The 26,844-nt window shown below is 59.1% G+C and carries 29 protein-coding genes; 9 read left to right on the forward strand and 20 right to left on the reverse strand.

Translation table 11 applies throughout. From position 1 onward, the window contains the following. Nucleotides 1-25 precede the first annotated feature (25 nt). Both ACSBPU_RS21530 and ACSBPU_RS21535 read right to left on the reverse strand, forming a co-directional pair. Nucleotides 26-1,534 (reverse strand): IS5 family transposase, encoded by a 1,509-nt coding sequence (locus ACSBPU_RS21530; RefSeq protein WP_442593432.1) that lies wholly within the window; start codon nucleotides 1,532-1,534, stop codon nucleotides 26-28. A 142-nt stretch (nucleotides 1,535-1,676) separates the two neighbouring features. Further along, nucleotides 1,677-1,886 (reverse strand): hypothetical protein, encoded by a 210-nt coding sequence (locus ACSBPU_RS21535; protein ID WP_442594078.1) that lies wholly within the window; start codon nucleotides 1,884-1,886, stop codon nucleotides 1,677-1,679. A 39-nt stretch (nucleotides 1,887-1,925) separates the two neighbouring features. Here ACSBPU_RS21535 and ACSBPU_RS21540 point away from each other — a divergent pair, with 39 nt between their 5' ends. After that, complete coding sequence (locus ACSBPU_RS21540; protein WP_442594080.1) at nucleotides 1,926-2,930, forward strand: Bug family tripartite tricarboxylate transporter substrate binding protein; 1,005 nt, start codon at nucleotides 1,926-1,928, stop codon at nucleotides 2,928-2,930. 47 nt (nucleotides 2,931-2,977) lie between these two features. On the opposite strand, the gene ACSBPU_RS21545 is transcribed toward ACSBPU_RS21540, so the two are convergent. After that, nucleotides 2,978-3,901 carry a LysR family transcriptional regulator gene (locus ACSBPU_RS21545; protein ID WP_442594082.1) on the reverse strand — a complete coding sequence of 308 codons (924 nt, stop codon included), beginning with the start codon at nucleotides 3,899-3,901 and terminating at the stop codon, nucleotides 2,978-2,980. Between the two features lie 111 nt (nucleotides 3,902-4,012). Between ACSBPU_RS21545 and ACSBPU_RS21550 the strand changes: the two genes are divergently transcribed. Beyond that, on the forward strand, nucleotides 4,013-5,731 hold the full coding sequence (locus tag ACSBPU_RS21550; protein ID WP_442594084.1) for an N-acyl-D-amino-acid deacylase family protein: 1,719 nt from the start codon (nucleotides 4,013-4,015) through the stop codon (nucleotides 5,729-5,731). Between the two features lie 90 nt (nucleotides 5,732-5,821). Here the strand turns inward: ACSBPU_RS21550 and ACSBPU_RS21555 are convergent, their stop codons facing one another. The 9 genes from ACSBPU_RS21555 to ACSBPU_RS21595 are packed head-to-tail and all read right to left on the reverse strand — an operon-like array spanning nucleotide 5,822 to nucleotide 14,494. Beyond that, entirely contained in the window at nucleotides 5,822-6,817 is a 996-nt protein-coding gene (locus ACSBPU_RS21555; RefSeq protein WP_442594087.1) for a Bug family tripartite tricarboxylate transporter substrate binding protein, read from the reverse strand. Then, nucleotides 6,817-8,025, reverse strand: a complete 1,209-nt coding sequence (argE, locus tag ACSBPU_RS21560; RefSeq protein WP_442598473.1) for an acetylornithine deacetylase — start codon at nucleotides 8,023-8,025, stop codon at nucleotides 6,817-6,819. Before argE (ACSBPU_RS21560) ends, ACSBPU_RS21555 begins: the two co-directional genes overlap by 1 nt. A gap of 29 nt (nucleotides 8,026-8,054) precedes the next feature. Beyond that, nucleotides 8,055-8,780, reverse strand: a complete 726-nt coding sequence (locus ACSBPU_RS21565) for an ATP-binding cassette domain-containing protein (RefSeq protein WP_180068788.1) — start codon at nucleotides 8,778-8,780, stop codon at nucleotides 8,055-8,057. A gap of 11 nt (nucleotides 8,781-8,791) precedes the next feature. Beyond that, nucleotides 8,792-9,493, reverse strand: coding sequence for an ABC transporter permease subunit (locus ACSBPU_RS21570; RefSeq protein WP_180068786.1), 702 nt, complete (start codon nucleotides 9,491-9,493; stop codon nucleotides 8,792-8,794). Continuing rightward, on the reverse strand, nucleotides 9,490-10,191 hold the full coding sequence (locus tag ACSBPU_RS21575; RefSeq protein WP_442594090.1) for an amino acid ABC transporter permease: 702 nt from the start codon (nucleotides 10,189-10,191) through the stop codon (nucleotides 9,490-9,492). The genes ACSBPU_RS21570 and ACSBPU_RS21575 overlap by 4 nt, the downstream gene beginning before the upstream one ends. A gap of 50 nt (nucleotides 10,192-10,241) precedes the next feature. Further along, nucleotides 10,242-11,096, reverse strand: a complete 855-nt coding sequence (locus tag ACSBPU_RS21580; protein ID WP_442594092.1) for a transporter substrate-binding domain-containing protein — start codon at nucleotides 11,094-11,096, stop codon at nucleotides 10,242-10,244. 20 nt (nucleotides 11,097-11,116) lie between these two features. Further along, a complete protein-coding gene (locus ACSBPU_RS21585; protein ID WP_442594094.1) occupies nucleotides 11,117-12,718 on the reverse strand; it encodes a rhodanese-like domain-containing protein in 1,602 nt (533 codons plus the stop codon). A 19-nt stretch (nucleotides 12,719-12,737) separates the two neighbouring features. Continuing rightward, nucleotides 12,738-13,904 (reverse strand): cystathionine beta-lyase, encoded by a 1,167-nt coding sequence (gene metC / locus ACSBPU_RS21590; protein ID WP_442594096.1) that lies wholly within the window; start codon nucleotides 13,902-13,904, stop codon nucleotides 12,738-12,740. Further along, nucleotides 13,904-14,494, reverse strand: coding sequence for a hypothetical protein (locus ACSBPU_RS21595; protein WP_442594098.1), 591 nt, complete (start codon nucleotides 14,492-14,494; stop codon nucleotides 13,904-13,906). The genes metC and ACSBPU_RS21595 overlap by 1 nt, the downstream gene beginning before the upstream one ends. Before the next feature lie 142 nt (nucleotides 14,495-14,636). Between ACSBPU_RS21595 and ACSBPU_RS21600 the strand changes: the two genes are divergently transcribed. After that, a complete protein-coding gene (locus ACSBPU_RS21600) occupies nucleotides 14,637-15,506 on the forward strand; it encodes a LysR substrate-binding domain-containing protein (RefSeq protein ID WP_180068774.1) in 870 nt (289 codons plus the stop codon). A gap of 29 nt (nucleotides 15,507-15,535) precedes the next feature. On the opposite strand, the gene argE (ACSBPU_RS21605) is transcribed toward ACSBPU_RS21600, so the two are convergent. Beyond that, nucleotides 15,536-16,573 (reverse strand): acetylornithine deacetylase, encoded by a 1,038-nt coding sequence (gene argE / locus ACSBPU_RS21605; protein WP_442594100.1) that lies wholly within the window; start codon nucleotides 16,571-16,573, stop codon nucleotides 15,536-15,538. 5 nt (nucleotides 16,574-16,578) lie between these two features. Here argE (ACSBPU_RS21605) and ACSBPU_RS21610 point away from each other — a divergent pair, with 5 nt between their 5' ends. Then, entirely contained in the window at nucleotides 16,579-16,968 is a 390-nt protein-coding gene (locus ACSBPU_RS21610; RefSeq protein ID WP_442594102.1) for a PLP-dependent transferase, read from the forward strand. A 121-nt stretch (nucleotides 16,969-17,089) separates the two neighbouring features. On the opposite strand, the gene ACSBPU_RS21615 is transcribed toward ACSBPU_RS21610, so the two are convergent. Further along, nucleotides 17,090-18,064 (reverse strand): tripartite tricarboxylate transporter substrate-binding protein, encoded by a 975-nt coding sequence (locus tag ACSBPU_RS21615; protein WP_442594104.1) that lies wholly within the window; start codon nucleotides 18,062-18,064, stop codon nucleotides 17,090-17,092. Between the two features lie 118 nt (nucleotides 18,065-18,182). Then, nucleotides 18,183-19,349, reverse strand: a complete 1,167-nt coding sequence (locus ACSBPU_RS21620; protein WP_442594106.1) for a mandelate racemase/muconate lactonizing enzyme family protein — start codon at nucleotides 19,347-19,349, stop codon at nucleotides 18,183-18,185. A gap of 166 nt (nucleotides 19,350-19,515) precedes the next feature. Here ACSBPU_RS21620 and ACSBPU_RS21625 point away from each other — a divergent pair, with 166 nt between their 5' ends. The 3 genes from ACSBPU_RS21625 to ACSBPU_RS21635 all read left to right on the forward strand — a co-directional run bounded on the left by ACSBPU_RS21625 (nucleotide 19,516) and on the right by ACSBPU_RS21635 (nucleotide 22,421). Further along, nucleotides 19,516-20,421, forward strand: coding sequence for a LysR family transcriptional regulator (locus ACSBPU_RS21625; RefSeq protein WP_442594108.1), 906 nt, complete (start codon nucleotides 19,516-19,518; stop codon nucleotides 20,419-20,421). Between the two features lie 112 nt (nucleotides 20,422-20,533). Next, on the forward strand, nucleotides 20,534-21,862 hold the full coding sequence (soxC, locus tag ACSBPU_RS21630) for a sulfite dehydrogenase (protein ID WP_442594110.1): 1,329 nt from the start codon (nucleotides 20,534-20,536) through the stop codon (nucleotides 21,860-21,862). Then, nucleotides 21,849-22,421, forward strand: coding sequence for a c-type cytochrome (locus ACSBPU_RS21635; RefSeq protein WP_442594112.1), 573 nt, complete (start codon nucleotides 21,849-21,851; stop codon nucleotides 22,419-22,421). Before soxC ends, ACSBPU_RS21635 begins: the two co-directional genes overlap by 14 nt. Nucleotides 22,422-22,452: 31 nt before the next feature. On the opposite strand, the gene ACSBPU_RS21640 is transcribed toward ACSBPU_RS21635, so the two are convergent. The 4 genes from ACSBPU_RS21640 to ACSBPU_RS21655 form a co-directional block, all read right to left on the reverse strand. Continuing rightward, nucleotides 22,453-23,001, reverse strand: coding sequence for a mechanosensitive ion channel domain-containing protein (locus tag ACSBPU_RS21640; protein WP_442594114.1), 549 nt, complete (start codon nucleotides 22,999-23,001; stop codon nucleotides 22,453-22,455). A gap of 68 nt (nucleotides 23,002-23,069) precedes the next feature. After that, complete coding sequence (locus tag ACSBPU_RS21645; RefSeq protein WP_442594116.1) at nucleotides 23,070-23,555, reverse strand: hypothetical protein; 486 nt, start codon at nucleotides 23,553-23,555, stop codon at nucleotides 23,070-23,072. A gap of 91 nt (nucleotides 23,556-23,646) precedes the next feature. Next, nucleotides 23,647-23,892, reverse strand: a complete 246-nt coding sequence (locus tag ACSBPU_RS21650) for a DUF2798 domain-containing protein (protein ID WP_442594118.1) — start codon at nucleotides 23,890-23,892, stop codon at nucleotides 23,647-23,649. Then, a complete protein-coding gene (locus ACSBPU_RS21655; RefSeq protein ID WP_442594120.1) occupies nucleotides 23,885-24,673 on the reverse strand; it encodes a siderophore-interacting protein in 789 nt (262 codons plus the stop codon). The genes ACSBPU_RS21650 and ACSBPU_RS21655 overlap by 8 nt, the downstream gene beginning before the upstream one ends. Nucleotides 24,674-24,752: 79 nt before the next feature. Between ACSBPU_RS21655 and ACSBPU_RS21660 the strand changes: the two genes are divergently transcribed. Both ACSBPU_RS21660 and ACSBPU_RS21665 read left to right on the forward strand, forming a co-directional pair. Continuing rightward, nucleotides 24,753-25,232: a MarR family winged helix-turn-helix transcriptional regulator gene (locus ACSBPU_RS21660; RefSeq protein WP_442594122.1), complete on the forward strand. Its 480-nt coding sequence runs from the start codon at nucleotides 24,753-24,755 to the stop codon at nucleotides 25,230-25,232. A 125-nt stretch (nucleotides 25,233-25,357) separates the two neighbouring features. Next, nucleotides 25,358-25,819 carry a hypothetical protein gene (locus ACSBPU_RS21665; RefSeq protein ID WP_442594124.1) on the forward strand — a complete coding sequence of 154 codons (462 nt, stop codon included), beginning with the start codon at nucleotides 25,358-25,360 and terminating at the stop codon, nucleotides 25,817-25,819. A 21-nt stretch (nucleotides 25,820-25,840) separates the two neighbouring features. Here ACSBPU_RS21665 and ACSBPU_RS21670 read toward each other — a convergent pair whose 3' ends face one another. Further along, the gene (locus tag ACSBPU_RS21670; protein WP_442594126.1) at nucleotides 25,841-26,836 is read right to left on the reverse strand and encodes a Bug family tripartite tricarboxylate transporter substrate binding protein; all 996 of its coding nucleotides are present in this window, start codon (nucleotides 26,834-26,836) and stop codon (nucleotides 25,841-25,843) included. Nucleotides 26,837-26,844: the final 8 nt, after the last annotated feature.

The raw sequence follows: 26,844 nt of genomic DNA on the forward strand, positions 1-26,844 counted from the left end.
TCATTTCAACGGTCATTCGGGCGTTTCATGCCGCCAAGAGCCACAGCTTCCGAACGCCGAGACTGTCATTCAAGCGGTCACCAGGCCGGCTCGCAGCCAAGGCCAGCCAGAACCAGCGTGGCATCGTGCCTTTCACGAGGCGCAAAAAAAGCGCCCTCAGGAAGGGCACGCCCTTCTTGGCGATCATGCGCAGCAGCCACTTGATGTTGTAGCCCGCCGCGCACAGCACCGCGTGCAGCCGGTCGCCGTATTCGCCCTTCAAGTGACAGCGGTCCATCCGGTGATCCGCTTTCAGGTGTCCGATGATCGGCTCGATGGCCTGGCGTCGCTTGAGCTGCCGTCTTTCCTGTGCCGTCAAGCGCTTGGGCTTGCCCCGGTGCACCACGCGTACGCCGGGATTCTCGGCATCGACGCCCCGGTAGCCCAGATCAACAAAGACCGTTTCAGGCGCGGCGGCACAGTCCTGCATGAGAATGGTGGCCTGCTCCAGTTGGGAACTCAGCGTGTGGCCATCATACGGATTACGATGAAACGCCCGAGCCCCCACAATCAGGTTGCCTTTGAAGGTGCTGGCAATGCCCACCTTCACGCCAAACTCGTAAGGCCGGCGCGCCTTGCCCTTGCTGATACAGCTGACCTCCGGGGCGTGCCAGGCGTACAGCTTGGGCTGGCCGTCGACAGTCGTGCGCTGGGCACTCTGAGCCCCAATACGCTGGGCCTTGCCCAACACCTCGTCCAGTGCTTCGCGCACGGCCTGCCCCATCGCACTGGCTTTGCGGTCGATCTCGCGGGCCAGCCGCCCGACGATGGTTCGCTGACGTTTGATCGCCCGGCGCATCCGCTTGAACTGGCGTGCATGAGCGAAGCGCCCGGCCTGGCGGCTCAGTTGCTCGCCTTCCTTGGCAAAGGTCTGCTTGAGCGCAATGCCGGCATCCTTGGCTGCTCCCACCAGCTTGATCCGTGCGATCTCCAGCAGCCGGCTGTCCGTCGGGTGGGCGATGGCCTTCTCCTGCACCGTGCTGTCCACGATGACTCGACTGAGCTCCTGCGGCTTGATGAGCTTGAGCTCGACGGCCACATTGATGGTCTGGGCCAGCAACTCTTCTACACCGTCCTCGCCCAGCAGTTTGCGAAACTTCACCAGCGTGGTGGCGTCACAGGGCGGGCGATCCTCGTAGTAGCTCTGCCCCGAAAAGAACTGCCAGCGCGGCGTATCGGCCCAACGGGCCACCACGCCTTCGTCTGATTCGTTGAAGGCATGCTTCAGATACAGCAGCGAAATCATGATCCGCAGAGGCACGCGTGGGCGCCCGGCATGGCTGCGCGACACCTGGCGCTGCACCTTCTCGCCAAACAAATCCAGGTCCGGCATGGCCACGCCGTCGTGCGCCTTGCGCAAGAACCGGTGCGCCACCGCCGCCTCAATCTCCTGCCACGGCATGCGCGAGGCCAGCACTGCCAGCGGATGGCGCAGGTCGATCATTTGGTCGATACGGGCACGGAAAAAGTCATCGGTGGCAGGGCAGGCAAACATCGCAATCAAACTCCCAGAAAACAACCTCTATTGGACAACAAGCCGGGAGTTCCGGGTATCGGAAATTGCCCCAATCATCAGTGTTTATGCGGGTTGCGGGGATTATTCAAGGCCGACTAAGTAATCAATACAAAGCACAGTTTTATGCGTCGGCCTTCTCGCTGCTCCAATGCTCCTGATGAATCGTATGTACTGCTACGTAGCCGCCACGCCCCACCGCTGATGCATCATGAGTTTTTTTCTTGTTATTCCAATATTTATGCATTGGACGAAGCACTTCCTGGATGAATAGAATGCCCACAAGCCCGAAGAGGTTATCCGGCGTGCTTGCACGCCGTTTGATTATTTCCATCGACTCTTCCGTATTCGATGAGCAAATTGGAGACAACATATGAATAATTCGATCCCAGGTATCTGCCGTTCGTTCGCCTGCACTCTCGTTATTGGCACCTTGCCTTTTGCAACATCAGCCTTTGCCAGTTCTACGGAATGGCCAGCGTCCGGCAAGCCGGTGACCATCGTGGCCCCCTTCAGTGCGGGGTCCGGCGCCGACGGCCTAGTGCGCAGACTGGCACAACAGGTCAACAGGCAGACAGGCGTTCCTGTCATTGTTGAGAACAAACCCGGCGCCAGCACCACCATTGGCGCCGATGCCGTGGCAAGAGCAAAACCCGATGGCTATACGCTGCTATATACCTATGTGCTCACCCATGCCCAGAATCCGCATCTCTTCAAGAGCCTATCCTATGATGCATTCAAGGACTTCACACCTATCTTGAAAGTGGTCGACTCCGCGACGATTCTGGCCGTGAATAACACCGCCCCCTTCGGCTCAACGCAAGAGCTCATCGAATATGCACGGCAGCACCCCGGCAAGCTCAATTATGGCTCCTACAATGTAGGGTCCACCGCACACCTGAACTCTGAAATACTCATGCGCAACACCGGCATAGACGCGGTTCATATTCCTTACAAAGGCTCAGCCGATGCATTGGTGGGCCTGCTTTCAGGAGACATCCATTTTGCGTTCGTCGACACGGCCACTGCGGTCAACCAAGCCCGCGCAGGGAAGCTCAGGCTTTTTGGCACAGCGACAGACGAACGCTTGAAAGTGCTACCAGATCTGCCGACGCTTTCCGAGCAAGGCATTCAAGGGCTCGATGTTGTGGGATGGCAGGCCATTTTCGCTCCAGGCGGCGTGCCCGAGGAGCTGGCTGAGCAGATTGCCGGCGTATTCCGACGTGCCTTGCGCGAACCGGAAGTCACGGAAAGCTTTGAGTCTCAGGGTGTCCAGGTTAGTGGGACGGGTCCAAAGGAGTTTGCAGGAATCGTACGCCGGGATTACGAACACTGGGGCCAGATTATCAAGGCGCTTGATTTGAAGCTCGATCGCTGAAGCACAAAAATCCGAACGCTCAAGGCCTCCGGTACAACCCAGGAGGCTCAAGGACTGATTGTGCCGCCTCGCATCAATTCCTCCACCATGCTGATCACTTGCAGACTGGCAGGCGACAGCGTGCGTCGAGAATGATGGATGATGCTGCACGTTAGTTCCGTCTCATCAGAATATGGGATTGGAAGCTGGACAAGGCTGCCTTCGCTCAATTCACAGCTGATGGATTCCCGCATACTGAAAAATATCACGTCGCTGCCCAGCGCTACGGCGCGCAGCGCAGCCACGCTATTACACTCCAGGGCGATAGGAACGTCTTCGATATTGGGTAACCGGTACAACGCCGCCAATTGAGCTCGGGCCCTTGGTGGCAAGGGCGCAGCAGCCAATCGGTAATTCATCAAAGCGGCGCGCAAAGCGCCCTTGCCTCGAATGGCCAGCAGGGGATGGCCTGCGCGGACGAACAGGCCGGCATGCTGTGGCGGAAGCGGACGCACCGTGAACTCGGCCGAGGGCGGCAGGCTATGGGTTACGGCGACGACAAAATCCAACTTGTCCTGCGCCAGCATCTCGACCAAGGTCGTCCAGCTCTCGATCTCGACACGCATGCTGATGCCGGGATAATCCCGCGCCAACTGAGTCAGGAGAGGTGACAGGAATCCGGCCGCGGGAAAGATTCCCGCGCCCATGGCGACATCACCACTGCCCAGACCGCGTATCAACTCGCTCTCACGCTGCAGTGCCGCCGCCTCAGCCAGCACTCGACGGGCATGCGCCAAGACGCTGCGGCCAGGATTGGTCAAACGGACGCCCGTAGCGCTGCGATCCAGCAATTTCAAACCCAGCACATCTTCCAGCGACTGGATGCTACGGCTTAGTGCAGACTGCGTGAGGTGCAATTGTGCTGCCGCTCGGGAATAGTGCCGCTCTTCTACCAACGTCGAAAAATGCTTTAGGGTGCGTAGGCTTAGCATAATGAGTTTTTATCATTGATATGAGGTTAATTATGCATTTGATTCAAATCAAATGCAAAACTAGAATTTATTTGTGAGGATCAATACTGGATAAATCAGGAGACGACCGACATGTACGACGTGGTAATTCGAGGCGGCACGATAGTGGACGGGAGCGGGCAGCCCGGATTCTGTGGCGACGTGGGCATCTGCTCAGGAAAAATTGTTCAGGTAGGAGGTACGGTTCCCTCGGGGCGGCGGGAAATAGACGCCGAAGGTTGCCTCGTGGCGCCGGGGTGGATCGATATCCATACCCACTATGACGGCCAGGCGACCTGGGACCCTTACCTCAGCCCATCTACTTGGCACGGCGTAACCACGGCAATCATGGGCAATTGCGGCGTGGGTTTCGCTCCTGTGAAAGAGGAACGGCGCGACTGGCTGATCAAGGTGATGGAAGGGGTGGAAGACATTCCCGGCACCGTGCTGTCCGAAGGGATCGAATGGGAGTGGGAAACATTCCCCGAATACCTCGACGCGTTGGATCGGCGCCCCATGGCGCTGGATATCGGCGCCCAACTACCGCACTCAGCCCTGCGGGCGTATGTCATGGGCGACCGTGCTATCCATCATGACGAAGCCGCTCCAAAGGACTTGCAGGAGATGCGAAATTTGCTGCGACAGGCCTTGGATGCGGGGGCGATGGGCTTTTCCACCTCCAAGACATTCCTACACAAGTATGATGAGCGTAAGTACCCGCCAGGCACCTTTGCCACTGAAGAAGAATTGATGTCTCTGGGAACTGTGCTGGGCGAAGCCGGCCACGGCGTGTTCCAGATGACGGCCAACCATCCCGCCATGGAGCAAGAAATGCCCTGGCTCAAGGCCTTGGCGCGGCATAACGACCTGCCTGTCCTGTTCAACCTGCAGCAAACGGATGGCGCGCCGGATATCTGGCGCGAACTCTTGGACCAGCTCGAGCAAGCCCGCAAGCAGAATGTGCCCTTGTTCGGTGGTATAAGTGGCAGGCCTCTTGGTATCCTGTTCTCGTGGCAAAGCAGCCTGCATCCCTTCATTGCCCACCCAACATTCAAGCAGCTGCAAGCCTTACCATTCGAGCAGATGATTGCCCAACTGCGTAATCCAGCCATACGCAGCAAGCTCTTAAACGAACAAGTTGGGTTGCTTGATCTTCGGGCAACGACACTATTCAGCAGCTTCCATAAAATCTTCCCCCTTGGGGATGAACCCGACTACGAGCCCACCGCCGACAACAGCGTAGCCGCAATGGCGGCGCGAACTGGCCGCCAGCCGCTGGACATCATCTACGATTTGATGCTCGAGAAAGACGGAAAAGCCTTTTTGTACTACCCTTCCTTCAATTATTCCTATGGGCATTTGGACCATGTGCACGAAATGCTGCAACATGACAGTACCGTGAACAGCCTGTCAGACGGCGGCGCCCATTGCGGCTACATTTGTGACATCAGCCTGCCTACTTTCATGATCAGCTATTGGACGCGCGACCGCGAACGCGGCCATAAGCTACCGCTGGAGCGGGTGATAAAACGACAGACGTCCGATACCGCACGAGTCTATGGCTTACATGATCGTGGGATACTGAAGCCGGGCCTCAAGGCAGACATCAATGTGATCGATCCCAATGCGCTCAGGCTGCATGGTCCTGAGATGGTGTTCGACTTGCCAGCGGGCGGACGCAGGCTGGTGCAACGCGCGGACGGCTATGTGGCTACACTGGTCAATGGCGAGCCCATTTTCGAACATGGGCAAGCCACTGGAGCACTGCCGGGCCGATTATTACGTAGTCGCAGAGGTGGAATCCATGCGTGATTCCACACTGTCCAAATCCGGCTTCAACCCGCTTGGCATTTGATGAGGCCTGCGCTGTGGTTTGAACTACAGCGCAGGCCTCCGAACCAATCAATTGATCTTCAGCTTTGCGCTCGCCACCACATCGGCCCAGTACACGCTTTCCTGTCCCAGCTTCGCCGTCAATTGCTCGGGCGAGCTGCCCACAGGCTGCGCGCCGTCATTGTTGATTTTTTGCATGAGGCCGGGCGACTTCAAGGCTTGCTGGACGGCATTCGCAAGGTAAGCGACCCGTTCCGTCGGCGTCCCCGCCGGTACAAAAAGGCCGTACCAGCCCTCGATGGATATACCGTCGATTCCAAGCTCGGCCAGCGTTGGGGCGGTTTTGAACACACCGATCCGATTCTCATGGGTCATGGCGAGCACCCGCAGCTTTCCGGATGCGACCAACCCTTCAACCGACGGCGGCGAGGTGATGAGCATATCGACCGTGCCACCTTGCAGGTCGTTGATGGCCGGGCCCGCGCCGCGATAAGGCACATGCACGAGGTCCAGCCTGGCTTTCTGCTCCAGCAGTGTGCCTGCCAAGTGCGACAGCGTGCCGTTGCCCGGCGTTGCATAGGTCAGCGCCCCGGGATTCTTGCGCGCCGCCTCCAAATAGGCGTCCAGGGTCTTATAGGGACTCTCCGCCGACACGACGAGTGCGAGCGGCGCCGACGTAATCTGCGAAATGGGTTGAAAGTCCTTGATGGCGTCGAAACCGGTGTTGGAATAGAGTGCCGGGTTGACCGCCATGACGCTGTTCTGCGACAGCACCAGCGTATAGCCGTCTGCCTTAGCGCGTGCGACCTGTGATGTGCCCAAATTGCCGCCCGCGCCGGAACGGTTTTCCACCACCACGCTCTGCCCGGTGATTCCGCCAAGCTCGTGCGCCAATAGACGCGCCACGCCATCGTTTCCTCCTCCGGGCGGGAACGGAGAAATAATCGTCAAAGCGCGGGCGGGGTAATTCTCCGCCGCGACCGCCGCCGGCGCGGCCGCCAAGACAAGGCACGCCGCCACCGCCGACAGCCCGCCACCTAGAATGCGCAAAATCGCTCCATCCATTACTGCTCTCCTTTTCCCTTTGGCCGGAAATCGGCCGCTTGTTCACATAGATTTCGTATGAATTGATCGCACAGCGCGAGCTGCTCAAGCTCGACATATTCGTTCGGCTTATGCGCCTGCTGAATGCTGCCCGGACCGCAGATCACCGCCGGGATGCCGGCCCTTTGGTACAAGCCGCCTTCCGTCATGTAGCTGACTGCTTGCCCGACCGACTTCTGCCGCGTCAGTCGCAGCACATAGTCGGCGAGCTCTTCGTTGGGCCCGCTTTCGAGCGCCGGGTTGTCGCTCTGCTTATCGAATTGAATATCCGCCCCCGGCGCGCGCCGCCTCATCCTGGGCAGCACGTCTTGCATGGCATAGTCGTGAACCTGCGCGAATATCCCATCTGGATCGGTGTCCGGCAGATAGCGGTAGCCAAAGGTGAATTCGCAATCGCGCGGCACGATATTCCTGGCGAGGCCGCCATGTACGAGGCTGGTCTGCAGGGTGTCGTACGGAGTATCGAACGCGCTGTCCGGGCGTGCCGCCCCCTGCAGCCGATCAGCGACATCTTCGATGCGGCTGATGATTCTCGCAGCGTGCTGTATGGCATTGACGCCCTCTTGGATGCGCGATGCATGCGCTTCCTCCCCTCGGACACAGCACCGATAATTTCGGCTTCCCTTGTGCGCCGTCACGACTCGCATGCTGGTCGGCTCGCCCACGACACACGCATTGGGCTTGACGCCCGACCTTTCCAGATCCGCAAGCAGCGTACGTACTCCTTTGCAGCCGACCTCTTCATCGTAAGTGAAGGCCAGATGCACCGGCCGGCGCAAAGGGGCGCCGCATAGCCGGCCGATATTGGCCAGTACGACCGCAATGAATCCTTTCATATCGCATGTGCCGCGGCCATATGCCTTGCCGTCAGAGATGCGCAGCTTGAACGGCGAGCCGTCCCAGTCCTGGCCATCGACCGGCACGACATCGGTATGCCCCGACAGCATGACGCCGCCCGGGACCGCTGGGCCGATCGTTGCGAAGACATTGGCTTTCGTGCCGGCGGCGTCGTAGCTCAAGCGTGAATCGATTCCGTAAGAACGCAAATGATCTTGCAGCCAGGCCACCAGTTCCAGATTGGAGTCGCGGCTTACCGTCGGGAAGGCGATCAATTGCTCCAGCAACACCAGTATGTCCGCCAGGCTACCGTGCTCACGATATTGCACCATCGCTTCTGCCTGCATGCCGTCCCCCCGGGTCAATGAACGATTTCAGACAGGAACTTCTTCGCGCGCTCGTGCTGCGGGCGGACGAAGAATTCTTCCGGAGGCGCATCTTCCAGGATTTCGCCACGGTCCATGAACCAAACCCTGTCAGCCACCTCGCGGGCGAAGTTCATCTCGTGCGTCACGCAGACCATCGTCATCCCCTCAGCAGCCAAGGTCTTCATGACGCTCAGCACCTCGCCCACCATTTCCGGGTCCAGCGCACTTGTCGGCTCGTCAAAAAGAATCAATGGCGGCTTTTGTGCAAGTGCGCGGGCAATGGCGACTCGCTGTTGCTGGCCGCCCGAGAGATTCGCCGGCATGGCATCCAGCTTCTCTTGCAGACCGACTTTGCACAGCAAGTCTTCGGCGAGCTCATAGGCATCTTTGCGAGCCATGCCTCCGACCTTGATCGGAGAAAGCGCAATATTGTCTTTCACCGACAAATGAGGGAACAGATTGAACTGCTGGAACACGAAACCGATGCCGGCGCGCAAGCGATTGATATCGAGCTTTTCATCGGTGATATTCTGGCCTTGCACCTTTATGGTGCCGCGCTGGATTTCTTCCAATCTATTGATGGTGCGGATCATGGTGGACTTGCCCGAGCCGGACGGACCACATACGACCAGGACTTCGCCGTCGTGCACTTCGCCGCAAATATTGTTCAGCGCCTGGTATTTCTTATACCATTTGCTTACCCCTTCGAACTGGATCATTCCTGTCTCCGTCAACCCGCTTGCGCGATAAGGCCCATCTGCTTGTCCTTCAAGTGGTTCTCCAGCACTTTGGCCAGCCTGGACAATACAAGGCATAAAAAGAAATAGAACATGGCGAGAACCAGATAGGTTCGAAGCGCTCCGGTGAGCTCGATGCTATTGATCTGCTGCGCGGAAAATGCGGCTTCCTGGACGCCTATGATGTAAACGATGGAGGTGGCCTTGATGGTGGACACGAACTGGTTCAGCAACGATGGGATCATGTTGCTCAGTGCCTGCGGAAGCTGGATGCTCGCCAGCGTTTGAGCCGAAGTCAATCCCATGGCCCTTGCCGCCTCGACCTGCCCCTGCGGAACGGACTGGATTCCTGCACGGATGATTTCCGCAAGGAATGCCGACTCGTAGACAATGATCGCTGCCAAGGCAATCCAGAATGGCGGGAGCTCGGTTCCCAACATGACTGGCAGCAGAAAATACGCCCAGAATACGATCATGATCAAGGGGATCGATCTGAAGGTGTATACCCACACCGTGGATGCAAGGCGCGCCACTCCGGTTCCTGTACGGGCAATACCGACCAGCATGGCGAAGGGAAAGGCGCCGGCCAGGCCCAGAGCCGCCAGGATGATCGTGCCGGCGAACCCACCGATGGGCCCGTTTGGCCAGGACCCGACTAGAAACATCAGGCCATAGGTATGAAGAAAGTCGATCACGATGGCACCTTGAAATCCGGTGGGTACTTCCTAGCCAGCTGCGCCCCCGCAATGGCAATCAAAAGCGACATGCACAGATAGATCAGCGTACCGATCAGGAAGATCTCGAAGGTCTGGAATGTTATGTTCTCGATCTTCTTTGTTTGATAGGTCAGCTCTGTCACACCGATCACCATGGCAAGGCTGGTGTCCTTGAACAGGATGATGGAGCGGTTGATGAGCGGAGGTACTGCATACCGGGCCGCCTGCGGCAACACGACGTAAACCAGCGCCTGCACCGCTCCCAGCCCAATGGATCTAGCAGCTTCGACCTGCGTCGACACGATGGCCCGGATGCCTGAACGCAGGTCTTCGTAGTAATAGGCGCTGACATTCAGGGACAGGGCCACGAGCGCGAACGAGAATTCGGTATTGCCCTGGTTCACCCATATCCTGATCGGCTCCGGCAGGATTTCGGGCATGCCGAAATACCAGACCATGATCTGCACCACCGTAGGGACATTACGATGGTATTCCACATAAAGCGAAACCATGCCCCGCACCAGGCGAGAGGGTATGAGATTGATTCCGGACAGGATCAGGGCCACGGCGAACCCGCCCAGCAGCGCACCGATAAAAAGCCGCAGCGTGATGGCTGTACCTTTGCCGATCATGCGCAGTACATCGGGGTCCGACAGCAATGAGAAAGAAATATCCATGCAAAGATGACAGGGCGGCATGCGCCCTGTTCCTTAGAGGCTGTTAATGACTACTTGGAAGCATCTTTTTTGGAAGCCTCCGCAACGTCCTCCACAGTGAAGTCGCGCGTCATCTTGTAGATGGATTGCGAGCCCATCCATTTGTCATAGATCTTCGTCAGCTCGCCCGACTTGTCCAGCGAATCGATGGCGGAGTTGATGGCGGCCAGCAGCTCCGGCTGATCCTTCTTGACGATGATGCCTATATGTTCGGTATAGGTAGGCTGATCCAGCAGCTTCATCGGCGTGCCGGCCTTCTCTGCGTCGTTCAGGAAGCGGCGCAGCACCAGTTCGCCCGCAGTCATGGCATCGACCTTGCCGCTCTGCACGCCCAGGTAGCACTGGGAAATCGTCTGGAAGGTCAGGACTTGCGCCTCCGGCAAGACCCTTTCCGCGATGGCCGCCGAGCTTGAGCCGGAAGATGCGCAGACCTTCTTCCCCGCCAGGTCTTTCAAGGACGAGATTCCGCCGTCACCCTTGGCCAGCACCTTGATATAGCCCTGAAGATACTGCTTGCTGAAGTCCACTTGCTCCGCGCGCTTCGGCATCCAGGCGACGGACCCCGCCACCATGTCCACGCGGTCCATGCGAACTTCCGGAATCCGGGCTTCGGTGGACAGCGGCTTATGCTCGACCTTCAAGCCCATCTCCTTGCCGATGGCCATGCAGACATCCACGTCGTAGCCCACATACTGCCGAGTGTCGGGATCCTGAAAGCCATAAGGACTGCTGGCGTTCTGTGTCCCGCAAACAATGGTTCCCTTCGCCTTGATATCGTCCAGCCGGTTGGCCGTTGCCGTGCCTCCCCAGGCCACCGAGAGTGCCGCGGCGCAAAGCGCCAGGTTCTTTATGGTTTGATGTTTCATGCTTGTCTCCTTAAGTTATGTCAGTGCTCAATGACGAATATGCCGCGTTCGCGCTCGTCGATCTGGGATACCAGGTTGGTTTCCCACTCCAGATACTTTCTTGCGGCCTCTTTGTTTCCATCGTGCCGGTCATGCACGAAAAACAGATAGTCGATGCAGGACTCATCGGGCATATGCTCTTGCGATACGACCTGCAGTCCGGTTTCCTGCGGGAAGTCGTCTCCCACCAGGCAAACTTGGACGTCCCTGAAGCCGTTGGCCTCCAGTTCGTGGGCGAGCAAGTACAGACGGCCATTGCCCTGGCCCAGCAGCACTGCGGGGCGATCCGACTGCCCGGCCAGCTCCGCGGAAACGTTCGGCCTCGTAATCCAACGGGCACCGGCAACGCTCGCTTCACGGAACTTCAGGCTGGGGCGGGCATCCAGCAAGATCGCGTGGGGGTTCTGCGCAATGAAATCGGACAGCTGGTCAAGCGGCAAATCTCGTGTGTGCTTCAGCTCGGGCTCGTAGTGGGCCGGCATCGGCAGCCTATGCAAGCCCTCCGTGTCCTCCAGCAGGAATACGCTCCATCCCAGCTGCTTCAGCCAGCTCGCGACGACAGGCGCCCGGATTCCGTCGGTATCGCACAGTACGATGCTGGCCTTTCGCACACCGACGTATTGATCAGTGGCCTGAATCAGTTGCCCGCCCGGCGCATGCTGGACGATGGGCGGCAAGTCGCCTTGGGCATGCTCTTCGTCCGTGCGGACATCGCACAGGAATACGGACCGGGTTTCGTCCCGAAGCCAGCTTTCGACAGTTGCTGCTTCGACAACTGGGATATCGAAGCGGCGGCTCAATGCCTGGGAACGCGCTCGCAAGGCGGCCAGGTCCTGCGTGCTGACGTCCGCCGGATACAGGCGATTCGATTTGTGCTCCAGCGGCAGGTCTGCCAGATACCAGCCCTGCGTCCCGTTCTCCAGAGCATAGACCTTGTTAGGTATGCCAAGATTGATCAAGGTTTGTGCACCAATGATGCTGCGGGTGCGGCCCGCGCAGTTCACGACGATGGTCGTATCCGGGTCGGGCGCCAGTTCGCCGATGCGCAAGGCGAGTTCGCCGTTGGGGCAGCAGATTGCGCCCGGTATGTTCATTTTCCGGTACTCCGGGACCGGACGGCCGTCGACAACCAGGACCTTCCGCTTGTCATCATTCAGCAGCGCGTGCAGATCGCTCGCCGAGATATGCGGCGTGTCGTATATATGCTCCGCAATTTCGCCAAAGGTCTTGCTGGGCAGGTTGACTCCGGCGAAGCTGACGAACCCGGCCGCCTTCCATGCCTCGATCCCTCCTTCCAGGATGCGGACATTGGAATAGCCCAGGCGCTCCATCGCCTGTGCCGATGCCCGCACCGCATGTTCGGTGTTTCGATCGCCGTAGACCACCACCCGCGTCTCCGTTCGAGGCACCAGCCGCCCAAGATGCAGCTCCAGTTCGCTGTACGGCAAAGAGACGGCAAAGAACAGATGGTCTTCACCAAACTGTCCGTGCTCGCGCACATCCAGTATTGCTACTTCCTTGTCGTCGTGAATCCATTCTTTCAGCAAGCGCGCATCCACATAGCGCAGGGTTGAATACGTCATGTTCCAGTCACTCAGTTGCTCAGTGCGCCAGGGCACCCAATAGTTTGTTCAAATCATTCTTGAGGTCTTGCGGATCTTCCAGGCCGATGTGCAGGCGTAGCAGGTAGCCCGGCTGCACGGCCGCATCCCGATAACGGGTGCGTTTCACATCGACGGGTAGAACCAGGCTCTCGTATCCGCCCCATGAAGCGCCGATGCCGAAAAGCCGCAAGGCGCCAATCGCCTGCTCTATCCGGTCAGCCGCCAACTTGGGATCGAACTCGACGGTGATCAAGCCATTGCTGCCGTGCGCATCGCGCTTCCACAACAAATGGTTCGGATCGCTGTCCAGGGCGGGGTGGAAGACCCGTTTGATCGCCGGTTGGGAGACCAGCCATGAAGCGATCCCCAGTGCGCTTTCGGCATGGCGACGCAGGCGCAGGTCGAGCGTCCGGATGCCTCGCAAAACAAGAAACGCGTCTTCGGCCGACACCGTCTGCCCCAGGTTGACGCTTACCTTCTCCAGCTCCGGAAAGCAGGCTTCCCGCGTCGTGACCGATCCCATCATGACGTCGGAGTGGCCTCCCAGGTATTTCGTCGCGGCCACCACCGAGACATCGAAGCCAAGCTCCAGCGGCTTGTATATCAGCGAGGAGCCCCAGGTGTTGTCGGCGCACAGCAATATTCCCTTCGGCCTGCAGACCTTCGCGATGGCAGGAAGGTCGAACATGTCGTACAGCAGCGACCCCGGCGATTCCACATAGACCATGCGCGTTTCAGGCCTCAATGCCTTCTGCCACTCAGGATCCCTGGGGTCGAAGAAGCTGAAGCTCATGCCGTAGTTGGTCAGCTGGGACTCGCACAGCTGGCGCGCGGGCTGATAGACGCCTTCCGAGATCAGGACGTGGTCGCCCGCCTTCAGGTATGCCAGGAAGGCTGCGGCAATTGCGGCCAGCCCTGTCGGGAACAGCTTGCTGCGATAGCCGCCTTCCAGCGCGGTGATGGCGTCCTCCAGCGCGAATACGGTCTCGTTGCCGCGCGCCCCATAAGACAGGACACGCTGCCCCTCACGCTGTTCGCGCGTGGCCCGCCATTGCGCAAGGTCCTCGAACAGATAGGTGCTGCCCTTTACGATGGGTGTGTTGGCCCATCCCTGGCTCGGACGTCCCAGGCGCGTCAGCAGGGTGGAAAGCGCGTCCTCGGCCATCAGACGCCGCTCCGCCGCGTCTTGACACCGACATCCATGATCTTGCAGGTATTGTTTTCAAGGTCGAAGGCGACGCGCCGGTCGAGTTTTTCAAGAGCCAGGCCATACATATGGAGGTGGCGGATGCTGGCGTCTTCGATACGCACCGCATGGATGTCCTCGGCCATCAAGGCGATGCCCTGGCCGGGCCCCACGGGCTGCATCCCGACTTCCTTGAGCGTGGCGTATCCGGCTTTGTCGCCGTCATCCGTACGCTCATACAAGTAGTTGCTCTCGGTGCCTTCGACCGCAGCAATACAAGCCCAGGTGGTGTGGTTGTGCGGAACGATCTTCTTGCCCGGTTTCATCACGTTCAAATACAAGGCAAAAGTGCTGTCCGGCTCTTGATGGATCAAGTATCTTGCCTGCAGCTCATCGCCTTCGGGCGCCGGGTAATCAGCGCCGCTCCACCATTCTTTTTGCGACGCAAGGTCCACCAGCGCGTCCTTGACCACATTCAGACTTGAGCGAGTAACGTCCTCGCCTCCATTTTGCTTTGCCAGGCTGATGAAGTCGGCGATGGCAGCTTGTTTTGCATTAGGTTCTTGCATGTCTTTCTCCGTAATCCAAAAGGAATATAGAGGCCCATGCCTGGGTGTACAAATTAATTGTTATAAGATACATATAAGCAACCCTTATTGATTCTCTATGGGCGCTCGTTTTACGGAATATGCCCATACAGGGGTAAACCCTATGTTGAATTTAGATCTTGACCTATTGCGAACGCTGCTAACCATCGAGAAAACTAATACTTTCTCCGGCGCCGCCGATGCCTTGTTCCGCACCCAGTCGGCCGTCACGCAACAAATGCAGCGCCTGGAGTCGCAAATGGGTTGTCCTTTATTTCAGAAGAAGGGCCGCAACAGGGTGCTGACGCCTCAGGGACAGCAGCTGGCGGAATATGCGCGCAAAATGCTGGCGATCAATGATGAGGCGGTGCGCAGCATCGGCAGAAAGCAGATGGAAGGGGAAATCCGGCTGGGGGCGCCCCTGGATGTGGCCGACACCATCCTGCCCCCCGTACTGACCCACATCGCCCGCCATGCGCCCCGCGTGCGCCTTGAGATACGGGTGGACCGCAGCCCTTTCCTGATGGACGCGCTGGAGTCCGGGGATATCGACCTGACGATTTCCACGCGGCAGGCGCCCGATTGGCGCGGCTTCGCGTTGCGGACATCTCCCACCGCCTGGATCTGTGCGGCCGACTTCGTCTACAACAAGCGGATACCCCTGCCTTTGATACTGGCGGATGAGCTGAGCATCTTCCGCAGAATCGCGCTCGAGGCCCTGGGCCATACGCAGCGGACCTGGCACATCAATTACCTGGCCCCCACCCTGGTGGGAATCAAAGCCGCGGTGCGGGCCGGCCTGGGCGTTACGGCACGCAGCGTGGAATTTCTGGGCCCGGACATGCGGGTGCTGGGCGACGCCGAAGGCCTGCCCCCACTTCCACCCGTGACCTACACGCTATGGACTCGTCCCGATACGATCAGCCCCCTGACCCTGGCCATTTATGAAATGCTGAAAGCGCAATTCGAGCAAAAGCCGGCAGAAGTCAATTGACATCGCGGCTGCCGCCGCATGCAGCAAGCCTACAGCGTGGCCACCATCTTTCGCAGAAAGCGCTCGCATTCTTCCAGCTGTTCGATATCGATGAACTCATTGGCCTTGTGGGCTTGTTCGATATGGCCGGGACCGCAGATCACGGTCGGGACGCCCAAGGACTGGAAAAGGCCGGCCTCGGTCCCGTAGGCGACCTTGCGAGTTTCCTGATCGTCCGTCAATGCCCTGACCAGCCTGGTGATTTCGGCGGCCTCTTCGGCGCTCAGGCCCGGGGCCCGGGAACTGCTGGATACTTCTACGCCGGCTGCCGCATGTTCGGCTTGCATCGCGGGAACGAGGTCCTGCCTGATGTAGGCTTCGATCTGCTCCTGCAGCGCATCCGCGTTCATGCCGGGCAAGTTCCGGAACTCGTAGGTGAACTCGCATAGTTCGGGTATGGTGTTTACGGCTATTCCACCCTGTATCTGGTTGGTCGACAGCGTCGTATAAGGTACGTCGTAGGCCTTGTCGTATGGGCCTTGGCGCTTGTGCGATTCGGCGATCTCCCGGATTTTGCAGATCAGGCTGGCCGCGTGTTCTATGGCGTTGCAGCCGCGGTCGGTCAACGATGAATGCGCCGCTTTGCCATGCACGCGGCACCGGAACATATTGATGCCCTTGTGGGCGACAACCACTTTCATGCCCGACGGCTCGCCCACCACGCAGCCATCCAGCTTCACGCCCCTGGCGCGCAGTTCTTCGATCATGTAGGGTGCGCCGGCGCACCCGATTTCTTCGTCGAACGACAGGGCAAAATGCACGGGACGCTTTCTTTTCATGCGCATGAACTCGGGCACCAGCGACAAGCCCACTGCAATGAATCCCTTCATGTCGGCCACACCGCGCCCGAACAGCCGGCCGTTCGCCTCGTGGACCTTGAACGGATCCGTATCCCAGTCCTGACCGTCCACAGGGACCACATCGGTATGGCCCGAAAGCACGAGGCCTCCTTCCAGCTTTCCATCATGAGACGGCAGGGTGGCGCGGCCTGCGCACCATGAACGTACGGCTGCGGTAGCATTGGGCATCGGGCGTGCAAGTGGCCCAATGGCTGGAAGGCAGGCCCGAAGTGGACAGAGTCCTTCATCCCGCGCTGCCCAACCACCCCGGACATGCATTGTGGCGACGCGACTACACAGGCGCCTGCGGACTGTTCGCCATCGCTCTCAAGCCTGTGCCGGAGCCCGCGCTGCATGCCTTCATCGACAGCCTGAAACTGTTTGGGCTGGGCGTCTCGTGGGGCGGCTATGAAAGCCTGGTCTTGCCGTTTTCACCGGCGGGCCGCACTACCACGCAGTGGCCATACCCGGGGCCGGGCGTGCGCCTGCATATCGGCCTGGAAGATCCGGCCGATCTGATGGAAGACCTTGAGCTAGGTTTTCAAGCCATGGCCCAGGCGCTGCACCATCAGGCGGTGGCCTAGGGTCAGACCCCCTGCGGGGTCAGACCCTCTAAAGCTGAGCCGGGGTCGGCCCCCGCAGGGGGTCCGACCCTTCACAGCGAAACCGGGGTCAGACCCCGAATGGGTCTGACCCCTTAGCCTCCTAGTTCGGCTGCTGTCCCGAATCCTTGATCACCTTGGACCAACGAGCCATTTCATCCTCCACGTATTTTTTATGCCCGGCCGCTGCCAGGCGGTCATCCTGGATGATGCTGAGGCCGAGCGCCTCCTGGCGCTTTATCAGCTCGGGATTCTTCAATGCCGCCCTCAGTGCCGCATTCAATTTTTCCAGAACTTCGGGCGGCGTATTCCGCGGTGCATACAGGCCGTGCCAGACGGTCACGTTGAATCCTTTCAAGCCCGACTCGTCCAGGGTGGGAACCGCTGCCATCGATGGCAGCTTGAGCCGTTGAGTGCTGGTCACGCCAAACGACTTCACCTTTCCGGCTTCGATCTGCGTCACCGCATTCGTGGCCTGTTCGCACATCAAGTCTACCTGGCCGCCCATCAGGTCTATCATGGCCGGTGCGGTTCCCTTGTACGCGATGGTGGTCATGTCTACCTGAAGCGCCTCTTGCAACATGAGGCCGCAAAGATGCGAAGCCGAACCCACGCCCGCATTGGCCAGGTTGATTCCGTCCTTGTTTTCGTTGATCCACTGGCGCAGTTCGTCGAAGTTGTTGGCTGCAAGAGTCGGCCGGCTGATCAGCGTGGACGGGGCTTCATTGATGAGCCCCAGAAACTCGAAGCTGTCCGGCACCTGGTAGCTCAGTTGCTTGTACAGCGCCGGCGCGGTCGCCATGCCTATATGATGGACGAGCAGCGTATAGCCATCCGGATTGGCGCGTGCCACCTTTGCCGTGCCGATCGTGCCTCCCGCACCGACCGTGTTTTCGACGATGATGCTTTGCCCTAGTGGTTCGCGCAGGGCTTCGGCCACGTCGCGCGCAATCTTGTCGCTTGGGCCGCCGGCCGCAAACGGTACGACCAGCGTGACCGCCTTTTCGGGAAACGCGGCGTGGGCAGCCGCGGAAAACGCCGCAAGGCCCAGTACGAAGGCAAGTTTCTTTAGTTTCATGATGCTGTCTCCTTTGTTCAACGGATGGAGGGGTCAGACCCCGTACGGGGTCTGACCCCAAGTTATGCGCGATGGAAGAAGAGGTAGGGGTCAGACCCTATGGGTCTGACCCCGTCCGCTAGGCGGTCAAGCTTTGCATGACGCGGTACAGATCCGCCTTCCCTTCGAAGCCGATGCCGGGAAGTTCAGGCATGGTGATATAGCTGTTCTCGACTTTCACACCGTCGGGAAAGCCGCCGAAAGGTTGGAAAAGATCCGGGTACGATTCATTGCCGCCCAATCCGAGCCCCGCGGCAATGTTCAGCGACATCTGGTGGCCGCCATGCGGAATGCATCGGCTGGGCGACCAGCCGTGCTCTTTCAGCATGTCCAGCGTGCGCAGGTATTCGACCAGCCCGTAGCTCAGCGCGCAATCGAACTGCAGCCAGTCACGGTCCGGACGCATGCCGCCATAGCGGATCAGGTTGCGTGCATCCTGCATGGAGAACAGGTTTTCGCCGGTTGCCATCGGGTTCTTGTAGTAGCTGCGCAAGGTGGCCTGCAATTCGAAATCAAGCGGATCTCCGGCCTCTTCGTACCAGAAGAGATCATATTGAGACAGCGCCTTGGCATAGGCGATTGCGGTGTCGAGGTCGAAGCGTCCGTTCGCGTCGACGCAAAGCTTCTGGCCATCTTGAAGCACACTCAGAATCGAATCGATGCGGCGCAGGTCTTCGTCGAGCGACGCTCCCCCGATTTTTTTCTTGACGACGCGGTAGCCACGATCGATGTAGCTGCGCATTTCGTCCTTGAGCTTGCCGTGATCCTGACCGGGATAGTAGTAACCCCCAGCCGCATAGACAAAGACTTTTTTATTGGGCTGGCCGTTGCCGTAGCGATCGGCCAGCAATTGGAACAGCGGCTGGTCTGCTATCTTCGCGACGGCATCCCAGATCGCCATGTCTATCGTACCGATTGCCACGGAACGCTCGCCGTGGCCACCCGGCTTCTCGTTGGTAAACATGGTATTCCAGATCTTGTGCGGATCCAGGTTGGTCCCCGCATCGTCGACCAGCGAGGCAGGCTCGGCTTCCAGTATCCGTGGGATGAAGCGGTCGCGCATCAGCGTGCCCTGCCCATAGCGACCGTTGGAATTGAACCCGTAGCCAATGACGGGCTTGCCACCACGAATGACGTCGGTGACGACCGCCACCAGACTAAGGTTCATTTTGCTGAAGTCGATGTATGCGTTCCGGATGGGAGAACTGATGGGTAGTGTTTTTTCGATGATGTTGACGATCTTCATTTACCGGCCCTAAACTGTGTTTCAAAACTGAGGCTGCGACGGGGTCAGACCCCGCATGGGGTCTGACCCCACCAGGCACCATCAGGCAAGTCCAGATATGGTCGGCTTTCCCGTCTTTTATAGCCAATGCTATTTTTTTCCTCTTTAATGCTTTCAAAGCACTGGCATGAATATCTCTTGGCTTGAAGACTTCCTGGCCCTGGCATCAACCAAAAATTTCTCTCGCGCGGCAGACTCGCGCCACATGACCCAGCCGGCATTCGGCCGCCGAATTCGCGCCCTTGAAGAGTGGCTGGGAACCGAACTGTTCGACCGCAGCACCCAACCCGTCGCGTTGACCGAAACCGGTGAATGGTTCATCAAGATTGCCCGGGATACCCTTGCGCAAGTAATGCGGCTCCCGGCGGAAGCCCAGGCCATAGAGGCATCGTGGTCGACCACCCTGCAATTTGCCGCAACCCACACCTTGTCCTTCACCTTCATGCCCAATTGGCTGCGCAGCCTGGAGCCGCGACTGAGCATCGGCGCCATACAGTGCGTGTCCGACATGCTGCAGCGCTGCGAATCCCTCATGCTGCAGGGCAAAGTGCAGTTTGTCCTGAGCCACGCACATCCGCATGTGCAAGGCCAGTTGGACGCAGCCGGCTATCCATCGGTACAGCTGGGCGACGACAACCTCCTTCCCGTCTCGCTCTCGGACGACACCGGCCTGGCGCTCCATCATGTGGATGAGACGGCGCAAGCGCCTATTCAATTGCTGGACTACAGCGCGGAATCAGGCATAGGCCGCATCTTGCACAAGACGCTTGGGCAGGAACTGGCTGGACTATCGATTCAACGGGTCTTCACGGCCCACCTGGCATCGGTGCTCAAGCCCATGGTTCTGAGCGGCCGGGGCATTGCCTGGCTGCCCCAATCCTTGATTACCGATGACCTCGCTTCGGGCCGACTGATGCCTGTCGGGCCCGAACGCTGGCGCATTCCCCTGCAGGTTCGGCTCTATCGCGACCGGTCGAAAATCAACCGGACTGCTGAAATGTTCTGGGATGCGGTGTCGGGCGGCGGATCATGATGTAAGCGTCATCGGAAACCAATGGCTGATTGACACATATAACCTGCTGGCATAAGGTTGCGATGGGAAGAACGACGCAGCAAGGAGTTATCAAATGCCGGATAAGCAATCAATGCCAGACGTTTCCTTTGTATCGGACACTCACTCCACGCCCGCCGCCGAAACGCGGCAGGATGCCGGCCTGGCCAGGGCCGACACGCGCCAGGCAAGGCGTGGTTTCCTGAGGAAGAGTGCGCAAACCATCACTGGCCTTGCGGCCACAGGGCTTGCAGTGCGCACGGCGGCAGCAGCCGACCCGGGCACGGCACCGCTCCCCGTACCCGAGTCCATGAAAAAGCCGGGGGCGTTGACCGGCAGCGCACTCTACGGTCACCCGTCGGAGTTCGAAAAGAAAGTCGTACGGCATCTGCGCCCTACCGACAAGCAATATTTTTCATCGTCCACCCGCTCGCCCTTGCAGGAGCTGGACGGCATCATCACGCCCAACGGCCTCTTCTACGAACGCCATCACAATGGCATACCCACCATCGACCCCGCCCAGCACAAGCTGATGGTGCACGGCCTGGTGGATACCCCGCTGCTCTTTACCATGGAGCAAATTCGCCGTTTCCCTTCACAGTCGCGCATCTACTTTCTTGAATGCTCAGGCAACCCTGGCTATACGGTCTATGGAAAAACGGCCGCCGAAGCCAATGGCTTGGTCAGTTGCGCCGAATGGACGGGCGTCCCGCTCAAGACCATCCTGGAAGAAGCCGGCCTGCAGCCCGATGCAAAATGGGTCATTGCCGAGGGAGCCGACGGCGCCGGCATGACCCGCAGCATTCCTCTGGAAAAATGCCTGGATGACGCCATGCTGGTCTACAGTCAGAACGGCGAGCGCTTGCGGCCTGAGCAGGGTTATCCGTTACGCGTCCTGCTACCGGGCTATGAAGGCAACATGAGCATCAAATGGGTGCGCCGCCTGCAAGTTGCCGACAAGCCCGTGCATTCGCGCGAAGAAACCTCCAAATACACCGACCTGCAAGCCGACGGCAAGGCGCGCGAGTTCACCTACATCATGGAGGCCAAGTCCATCATTACCGCTCCGTCCGGCGGCCAAAAGATGCCCGGCACGGGGTTTTGCGAAATTACCGGCATCGCCTGGAGCGGCAAGGGCAAGATCACGCGCGTCGACGTATCGGTGGACGACGGAAAAACCTGGCAACAAGCCAGCTTGCAGGAACCCGTGCTAAGCAAGGCCTTGACACGCTTCAGGCTGCCCTGGAACTGGGATGGCAAGCCGGCGGTCATCCTGAGCCGCGCCACTGACGAGACCGGTTACGTGCAGCCCACGCTGGAAGCACTTACAGCGGTTCGCGGTGTCAATGGAACCTATCACAACAATGCCATGACGGCCTGGCGCATTGCCGAAACAGGAGAGGTGACCAATGCACGCCTGTAAGAACCACACCGCGGCAACTTCCCGTCGCCCCTTGGCCTGTACTGCTGCCGTTCTCGCTGTGGCTGCTCTCTTTGCCACGCCCGCAACGGCGACCGAAAAATACGGACTCGGCACACCCGCCACGGATGCGCAAATCAAATCCTGGGACATCAACGTATTTGCAGACGGTGAAGGCCTGCCACCGGGCAGCGGCACCGTCGTAGCGGGGCGCAAGCTGTATGACGCTCAATGCCTGTCGTGCCACGGCGCCAAGGGCGAAGGCGGCATCGGAGACCGTTTGGCCGGCGGTGCCGGCTCGCTATCCAGTGCCAAGCCCATAAAGACAGTAGGCAGTTATTGGCCGTATGCCCCTACATTGTTCGACTACATCCGCCGCACCATGCCCTTGACGGCACCTCAAAGCCTGAGCGATGAAGAGGCCTACGCACTGACTGGCTATGTCCTCTTCCTGAATGGGTTGGCCCAGGAAGACGCAACCATCGACGCACAGTCATTGACGCAGCTAAAGATGCCGAATCGCGATGGCTTTGTGCCCGATCCCAGGCCGGACGTCAAGTAGGCAAGGCGAGTATGCGCGAAGGCTTGCCAGCTCATCCTTGAATTGCCCCGTCGTTCGGCGGCGGACCGCCCGTCCAACGCCGAACGACGCGCTGGAAGATGAGAGCATTCGGAATTTGAAGCAGTGCGCCGGCCTGTCCGGGCTGACTGTCCTGGAGCGTGACATAAAGCAGGCTGATTGCGATCACCTCGCCTTTTGCGCCAGGCTTTTCGGCCGTATCCAGGATCTCGACGTAGTCGCCCACTCGAAGCGGACGCGCCGTGAATATCAGCAACGCGCAAAAAATATTGGACAGTACGCTCCATGCGGCGAAGAAAGCCACCGCAGCGACGGCTGCAAAGCTGGTGAAGGCGGTCCAAAGTACAGTACCGGACACGCCCACCCTACCCATGATCAGCATGACGGCAGCGATGGTGATGATCCACCGTGTCAGCCCCACTGACGAGCTCGTAAGATGCCGGGGCAGATCATAGACCGCGCCCGCCTTCAGGATGAGCTTGCGCAGCATGCGCTGCAACAGCCAGGCGCCGGCAATGATCAACAGCACGTGCGCCACTAGCAGCCCGGGACTAAGCCACACGTGCGTCCATACAGGAAAAAAAGAGTCAATATCCACAAGTCGAAGAATAAATGAAGTCTATCGTCCGGCTAGGTCGCATCGCCGTCCGCCAGCAATTCATCGCGAAGCTCGGTCAGTAGTCTGCAGAATACCGACGCGGGCAGCGAGGTCACCGCGGGTTCCGGCCCATGCCCCGTATCATGAGTCAGGGTCATACCCTGGGTGGAAACCAGCACGCTGCGCAAGCCGTCGGATTGCATGATGCGTGTGCGCACGGCACGTCCGACAAGTTGATGGTGTTCTGCGGAACCGAATGGAACGGCTTGGCCGGCCCAACGCACGGCGCTGCGATCCGCTTGGTCTCCGACCTTTTTCGCATCCCAGGCACTGGACTGAAATGCCTGCACCCTGCGCGGATCACCCTCAGGAAACTTGATGCCCTGGATGAACCCCTCTACCGAAGCCAGCAGCGTGTCGTCCAGGACAAAAGGGGAAAGAGTAAAGTTGGAAAGCGCGACGCCGCGCCAGTCCGGCGATATGTAGGATACATTCAAGCTGGCAGGGGTTGAAGGCATTGCGCACCTCATGGCGATTGAACTGGCTCGGAAGACGAGTTTACATGAAGCAATGCTGCCGGTAGTGCCGGCACGTTCCGGGCGACTGTTTTCAGTTTTGCACCGTGGCAGCAACCAGACGCATCACCAGCGGCCGCACCAGAATCACGCAGAAAAATGCCACAGGCATGGCCACCGCATAGCCCGATATCACACGCAGCCAATATCCGGAGCTGAAACCGCCTTGTGTCGCCACGATGGTGCAGCACATCAAAAATGCCATGATCGTGGACATATAGAACGCAAAGACAAAGGGGCCATAGCGTCGATGCAGCTTTTTGCGGGTCTTGTCAGTCATCTGTGGTGAGCTCCTCGTGATGCCCCACTTCACCTTGCTTCCAATACGAGGCTATCCGCATGCGCAGAGGATTGGCGCCAGGCTTGGACAGCAACTGCTTGCGCAGCAGGGCCATCGCACGGTTCTCGCCGGCAGCCCAGATGAAGCCATCACCTTGCGGGATTTCCAGCGACTGAATCGCTTCAGGCAGTGAATCCACCCAGTCCAGATCCAGATCCGCCGCACTGCCCCAGGCTCGCTGATCCGACCGGTCGGCAAGCTGCACTCGCACCACGGCGCGAGCGCCCGCGGGCAGTTCCGCCAGGCGCCTCTCTATTGCGGGCATCGCCGTCTCATCGCCAAACAGCCAATGCCATTGCAGACCGGCGGGAATCAGCAGGCTGCCACGCGGACCGGCGAGGCCCAGCCATTCACCGATTGGAGCGCTCCGCGCCCACCGAGCTGCCGGCCCGGAACCATGGATGGCGAAATCCATGAGCAGCGTATTGCCAGCCGCATCGAACTTGAGCGGCGTATAGTCGCGCATGGTGGGGCGCTCTCCGTCGATATGCGGGCGGCCGTTGACCATGGTGGGCAATCGAGGCCTTTCCAGTCCCGCCTGCGGCAGGATGAGCTTGACGTGGTCATCAAAACCGGCGCTTGTGAAATCGTGCAGCTCGGCACCTCCCAGGGTCAAACGGATAAAACCCGGGCTTATGGATTCGCGTGCAAGCAGTTGCACATGGCGCGCGCGGAAAGGATGGCGCACGCGCTGGATGGGAGTTGTCTCGGGAGTGGACATATCGCTCCATTGGTTGCTAAAGTCCACTATTATCATCCCGATAAGTTGACTTTGTCAACAATGATCCTTGAACCCATATATGAAACCGCCTCTCTCCGTCGATGTATTCAACACCCTGCATGAGCTGCAGCATCTCTTCCGTCTGCACATACGAAAATCCATGGAGGCCGCCCATCAAGAGCTGACCTTCAATGAAATGCGCGTCCTGATGCGCACGGGCCGGCAGCCCGGCATTACGCAACGGGAGCTGGTGGAACACAGTCACGCCGACAAGGCCCAGATGGCGCGCATCCTGGCACAACTGCAAGATCGAGGCTGGCTGACGCGCAGCGCCAGCGAAAGCGACAAGCGCGTACGATGCCTGCAATTGAGCGCACAAGGCCTGCAGCTATTCGAAAAACTACGGGGTCTTCAAGAACAAGTAGCGACAGAACTGCTGCAGGATTTCCCGCCCCCCATGCAAGCGCAACTGCTGACCCTGCTGCAGCAAGCCCGAAGCAGCGCAGCCGCCAAGGCTGGTCTTCTTGCTGCACAGCCAGGCTCGGTGAAATCCGCCTAGTGGGGTCAGACCCATGGAGTTGGGGTCAGACCCCGTACGGGGTCTGACCCCGGCGGCACGCCCCTGCGGCACGGCATTTGCTGCAACGCCCCTGGTTCCGCAGTCACAAGCGGGAGGAAATCGCAATGGGTACAAAGAGAACACTGGCCGGTCCCCTCGCCGCGATCGGATTCGCGGCCATGAGCCTTTTGGGCGGATGCGCGCCGATGGTGGCGGGGCAGATGGCCGAAGGTGGCTTAAGCGCGGCAAAATCCGCCTTCGGCGCCCTGAGTCCGACAGCGGCAGGCGCCGACGAAAGACAAAAGCAGATACAGGCAACGCTCAATGAGATAGACGTCGGCGATGATATCCAGCCGGTGCTGCAGAAAATCGGCGAGCCTCCACGGGAAAAATCCGGAAATGCGCAGGGCTATACCTGCTACGAATTCCCTAGCGTTTATTCCGCTACGGATGCAGCCGTTCTGATGGCGCTTGACAGCAAAGTCGTCTTCTATGGAAACTCCCGGTGCAGCGCGGAAATGGACGTCGCCAACTTCAAGAACGGCGGCAAGTATTCCAGCGGCGGCTCGGCCCGCAGCATGGACTAGGCGTACTTGCCGCCTTACGTTTTATTTTTCTTGCTTGGCCCCCGAGATGCGCACGAGTTCTTGTGCTTCGGCCATGCCATTCTTGACCATGTCCCAATATGCATCAAGCGACATGGGTTGCGCCGGCTCCGAGCCGCCATCTACAAACGCCTTTTGAAGCTCAGGGCTCTGGAGCGACTTGGTCAGCGCCTGGTTGAGCTTTTCCAGGATGCGACGAGGCGTGCCCGCTGGCGCCACCAGGCCATACCAGGATTCCATATAAAAGTCCTTGACCCCCGCTTCATCAAAGGTCGGCACGTCGGGAAGCGCAGAAATGCGTTGCTGAGAAGACACCGCTAGGGCCCTTAGCTTTCCGGACTTGAGCGGAGCAAGCGCGCCCGTTGTAATGACCATGTCGACCCGGCCGGCCATAACGTCCGTCAGCGCCGGCGCAGTGCCCTTGAACGGGACGTGCAGGACATCGATATTGGTGCGCATTTTGAAGCTGGCGCCCGCCAGATGCTGAGATGAGCCGACCCCACCCGAGGCGTAGGTATGCTTGCCTGGATCCTTGCGCGCGCTGTCAATATAGTCTTGCACTGACTTGAACGGGGAATCGATCTGTACCAGCATCGTCGATGGAGAGGTATTGATCAGGCCAATAGGCGCGAAGTCATTGATCGGGTCGTACCCGATATTGTCGTACAACGCCGAGTTCAAGCCATGCGAAGCAACAGTCGCCAGCATGATCGTATAGCCATCGGGTTTGGCGCGTGCCGCGGCCACAGAGCCAATATTGCCCCCGGCCCCGCCCTTGTTTTCCACGACGACCGATTGCCCAAGATGCTTGCTCATTTCAGCAGCGACCAGGCGCGCCACGGTATCGGCCGGCCCCCCAGCCGCCCAGCCAACAACCATGTTGACCGGCGACTTGGGGTAGCTGCTTTCATCTTGCGCAAATGACTGCTGCGAGGCCAGGCAAAGCGGAACGGCGTACGCCATTGCCAATAGCTTTTTAAAAGGGATACTACGTTTCATGTTGGTTC

The sequence above is a fragment of the Parapusillimonas sp. JC17 genome, from assembly GCF_052180245.1.
Taxonomy (GTDB): Bacteria; Pseudomonadota; Gammaproteobacteria; order Burkholderiales; family Burkholderiaceae_B; genus Parapusillimonas.

Excerpts from the sequence above, each read along its gene's own strand:
- ACSBPU_RS21530 (WP_442593432.1), bottom strand. The coding sequence starts at position 1,534 with ATGTTTGCCTGCCCTGCCACCGATGACTTTTTCCGTGCCCGTATCGAC.
- ACSBPU_RS21535 (WP_442594078.1), bottom strand. The coding sequence starts at position 1,886 with ATGGAAATAATCAAACGGCGTGCAAGCACGCCGGATAACCTCTTCGGG.
- ACSBPU_RS21540 (WP_442594080.1), top strand. The coding sequence starts at position 1,926 with ATGAATAATTCGATCCCAGGTATCTGCCGTTCGTTCGCCTGCACTCTC.
- ACSBPU_RS21545 (WP_442594082.1), bottom strand. The coding sequence starts at position 3,901 with ATGCTAAGCCTACGCACCCTAAAGCATTTTTCGACGTTGGTAGAAGAG.
- ACSBPU_RS21550 (WP_442594084.1), top strand. The coding sequence starts at position 4,013 with ATGTACGACGTGGTAATTCGAGGCGGCACGATAGTGGACGGGAGCGGG.
- ACSBPU_RS21555 (WP_442594087.1), bottom strand. The coding sequence starts at position 6,817 with ATGGATGGAGCGATTTTGCGCATTCTAGGTGGCGGGCTGTCGGCGGTG.
- argE (WP_442598473.1), bottom strand. The coding sequence starts at position 8,025 with ATGGTGCAATATCGTGAGCACGGTAGCCTGGCGGACATACTGGTGTTG.
- ACSBPU_RS21565 (WP_180068788.1), bottom strand. The coding sequence starts at position 8,780 with ATGATCCAGTTCGAAGGGGTAAGCAAATGGTATAAGAAATACCAGGCG.
- ACSBPU_RS21575 (WP_442594090.1), bottom strand. The coding sequence starts at position 10,191 with ATGGATATTTCTTTCTCATTGCTGTCGGACCCCGATGTACTGCGCATG.
- ACSBPU_RS21580 (WP_442594092.1), bottom strand. The coding sequence starts at position 11,096 with ATGAAACATCAAACCATAAAGAACCTGGCGCTTTGCGCCGCGGCACTC.
- ACSBPU_RS21585 (WP_442594094.1), bottom strand. The coding sequence starts at position 12,718 with ATGACGTATTCAACCCTGCGCTATGTGGATGCGCGCTTGCTGAAAGAA.
- metC (WP_442594096.1), bottom strand. The coding sequence starts at position 13,904 with ATGGCCGAGGACGCGCTTTCCACCCTGCTGACGCGCCTGGGACGTCCG.
- ACSBPU_RS21595 (WP_442594098.1), bottom strand. The coding sequence starts at position 14,494 with ATGCAAGAACCTAATGCAAAACAAGCTGCCATCGCCGACTTCATCAGC.
- ACSBPU_RS21600 (WP_180068774.1), top strand. The coding sequence starts at position 14,637 with ATGTTGAATTTAGATCTTGACCTATTGCGAACGCTGCTAACCATCGAG.
- argE (WP_442594100.1), bottom strand. The coding sequence starts at position 16,573 with ATGCCCAATGCTACCGCAGCCGTACGTTCATGGTGCGCAGGCCGCGCC.
- ACSBPU_RS21615 (WP_442594104.1), bottom strand. The coding sequence starts at position 18,064 with ATGAAACTAAAGAAACTTGCCTTCGTACTGGGCCTTGCGGCGTTTTCC.
- ACSBPU_RS21620 (WP_442594106.1), bottom strand. The coding sequence starts at position 19,349 with ATGAAGATCGTCAACATCATCGAAAAAACACTACCCATCAGTTCTCCC.
- ACSBPU_RS21625 (WP_442594108.1), top strand. The coding sequence starts at position 19,516 with ATGAATATCTCTTGGCTTGAAGACTTCCTGGCCCTGGCATCAACCAAA.
- soxC (WP_442594110.1), top strand. The coding sequence starts at position 20,534 with ATGCCAGACGTTTCCTTTGTATCGGACACTCACTCCACGCCCGCCGCC.
- ACSBPU_RS21635 (WP_442594112.1), top strand. The coding sequence starts at position 21,849 with ATGCACGCCTGTAAGAACCACACCGCGGCAACTTCCCGTCGCCCCTTG.
- ACSBPU_RS21645 (WP_442594116.1), bottom strand. The coding sequence starts at position 23,555 with ATGCCTTCAACCCCTGCCAGCTTGAATGTATCCTACATATCGCCGGAC.
- ACSBPU_RS21650 (WP_442594118.1), bottom strand. The coding sequence starts at position 23,892 with ATGACTGACAAGACCCGCAAAAAGCTGCATCGACGCTATGGCCCCTTT.
- ACSBPU_RS21655 (WP_442594120.1), bottom strand. The coding sequence starts at position 24,673 with ATGTCCACTCCCGAGACAACTCCCATCCAGCGCGTGCGCCATCCTTTC.
- ACSBPU_RS21660 (WP_442594122.1), top strand. The coding sequence starts at position 24,753 with ATGAAACCGCCTCTCTCCGTCGATGTATTCAACACCCTGCATGAGCTG.
- ACSBPU_RS21665 (WP_442594124.1), top strand. The coding sequence starts at position 25,358 with ATGGGTACAAAGAGAACACTGGCCGGTCCCCTCGCCGCGATCGGATTC.
- ACSBPU_RS21670 (WP_442594126.1), bottom strand. The coding sequence starts at position 26,836 with ATGAAACGTAGTATCCCTTTTAAAAAGCTATTGGCAATGGCGTACGCC.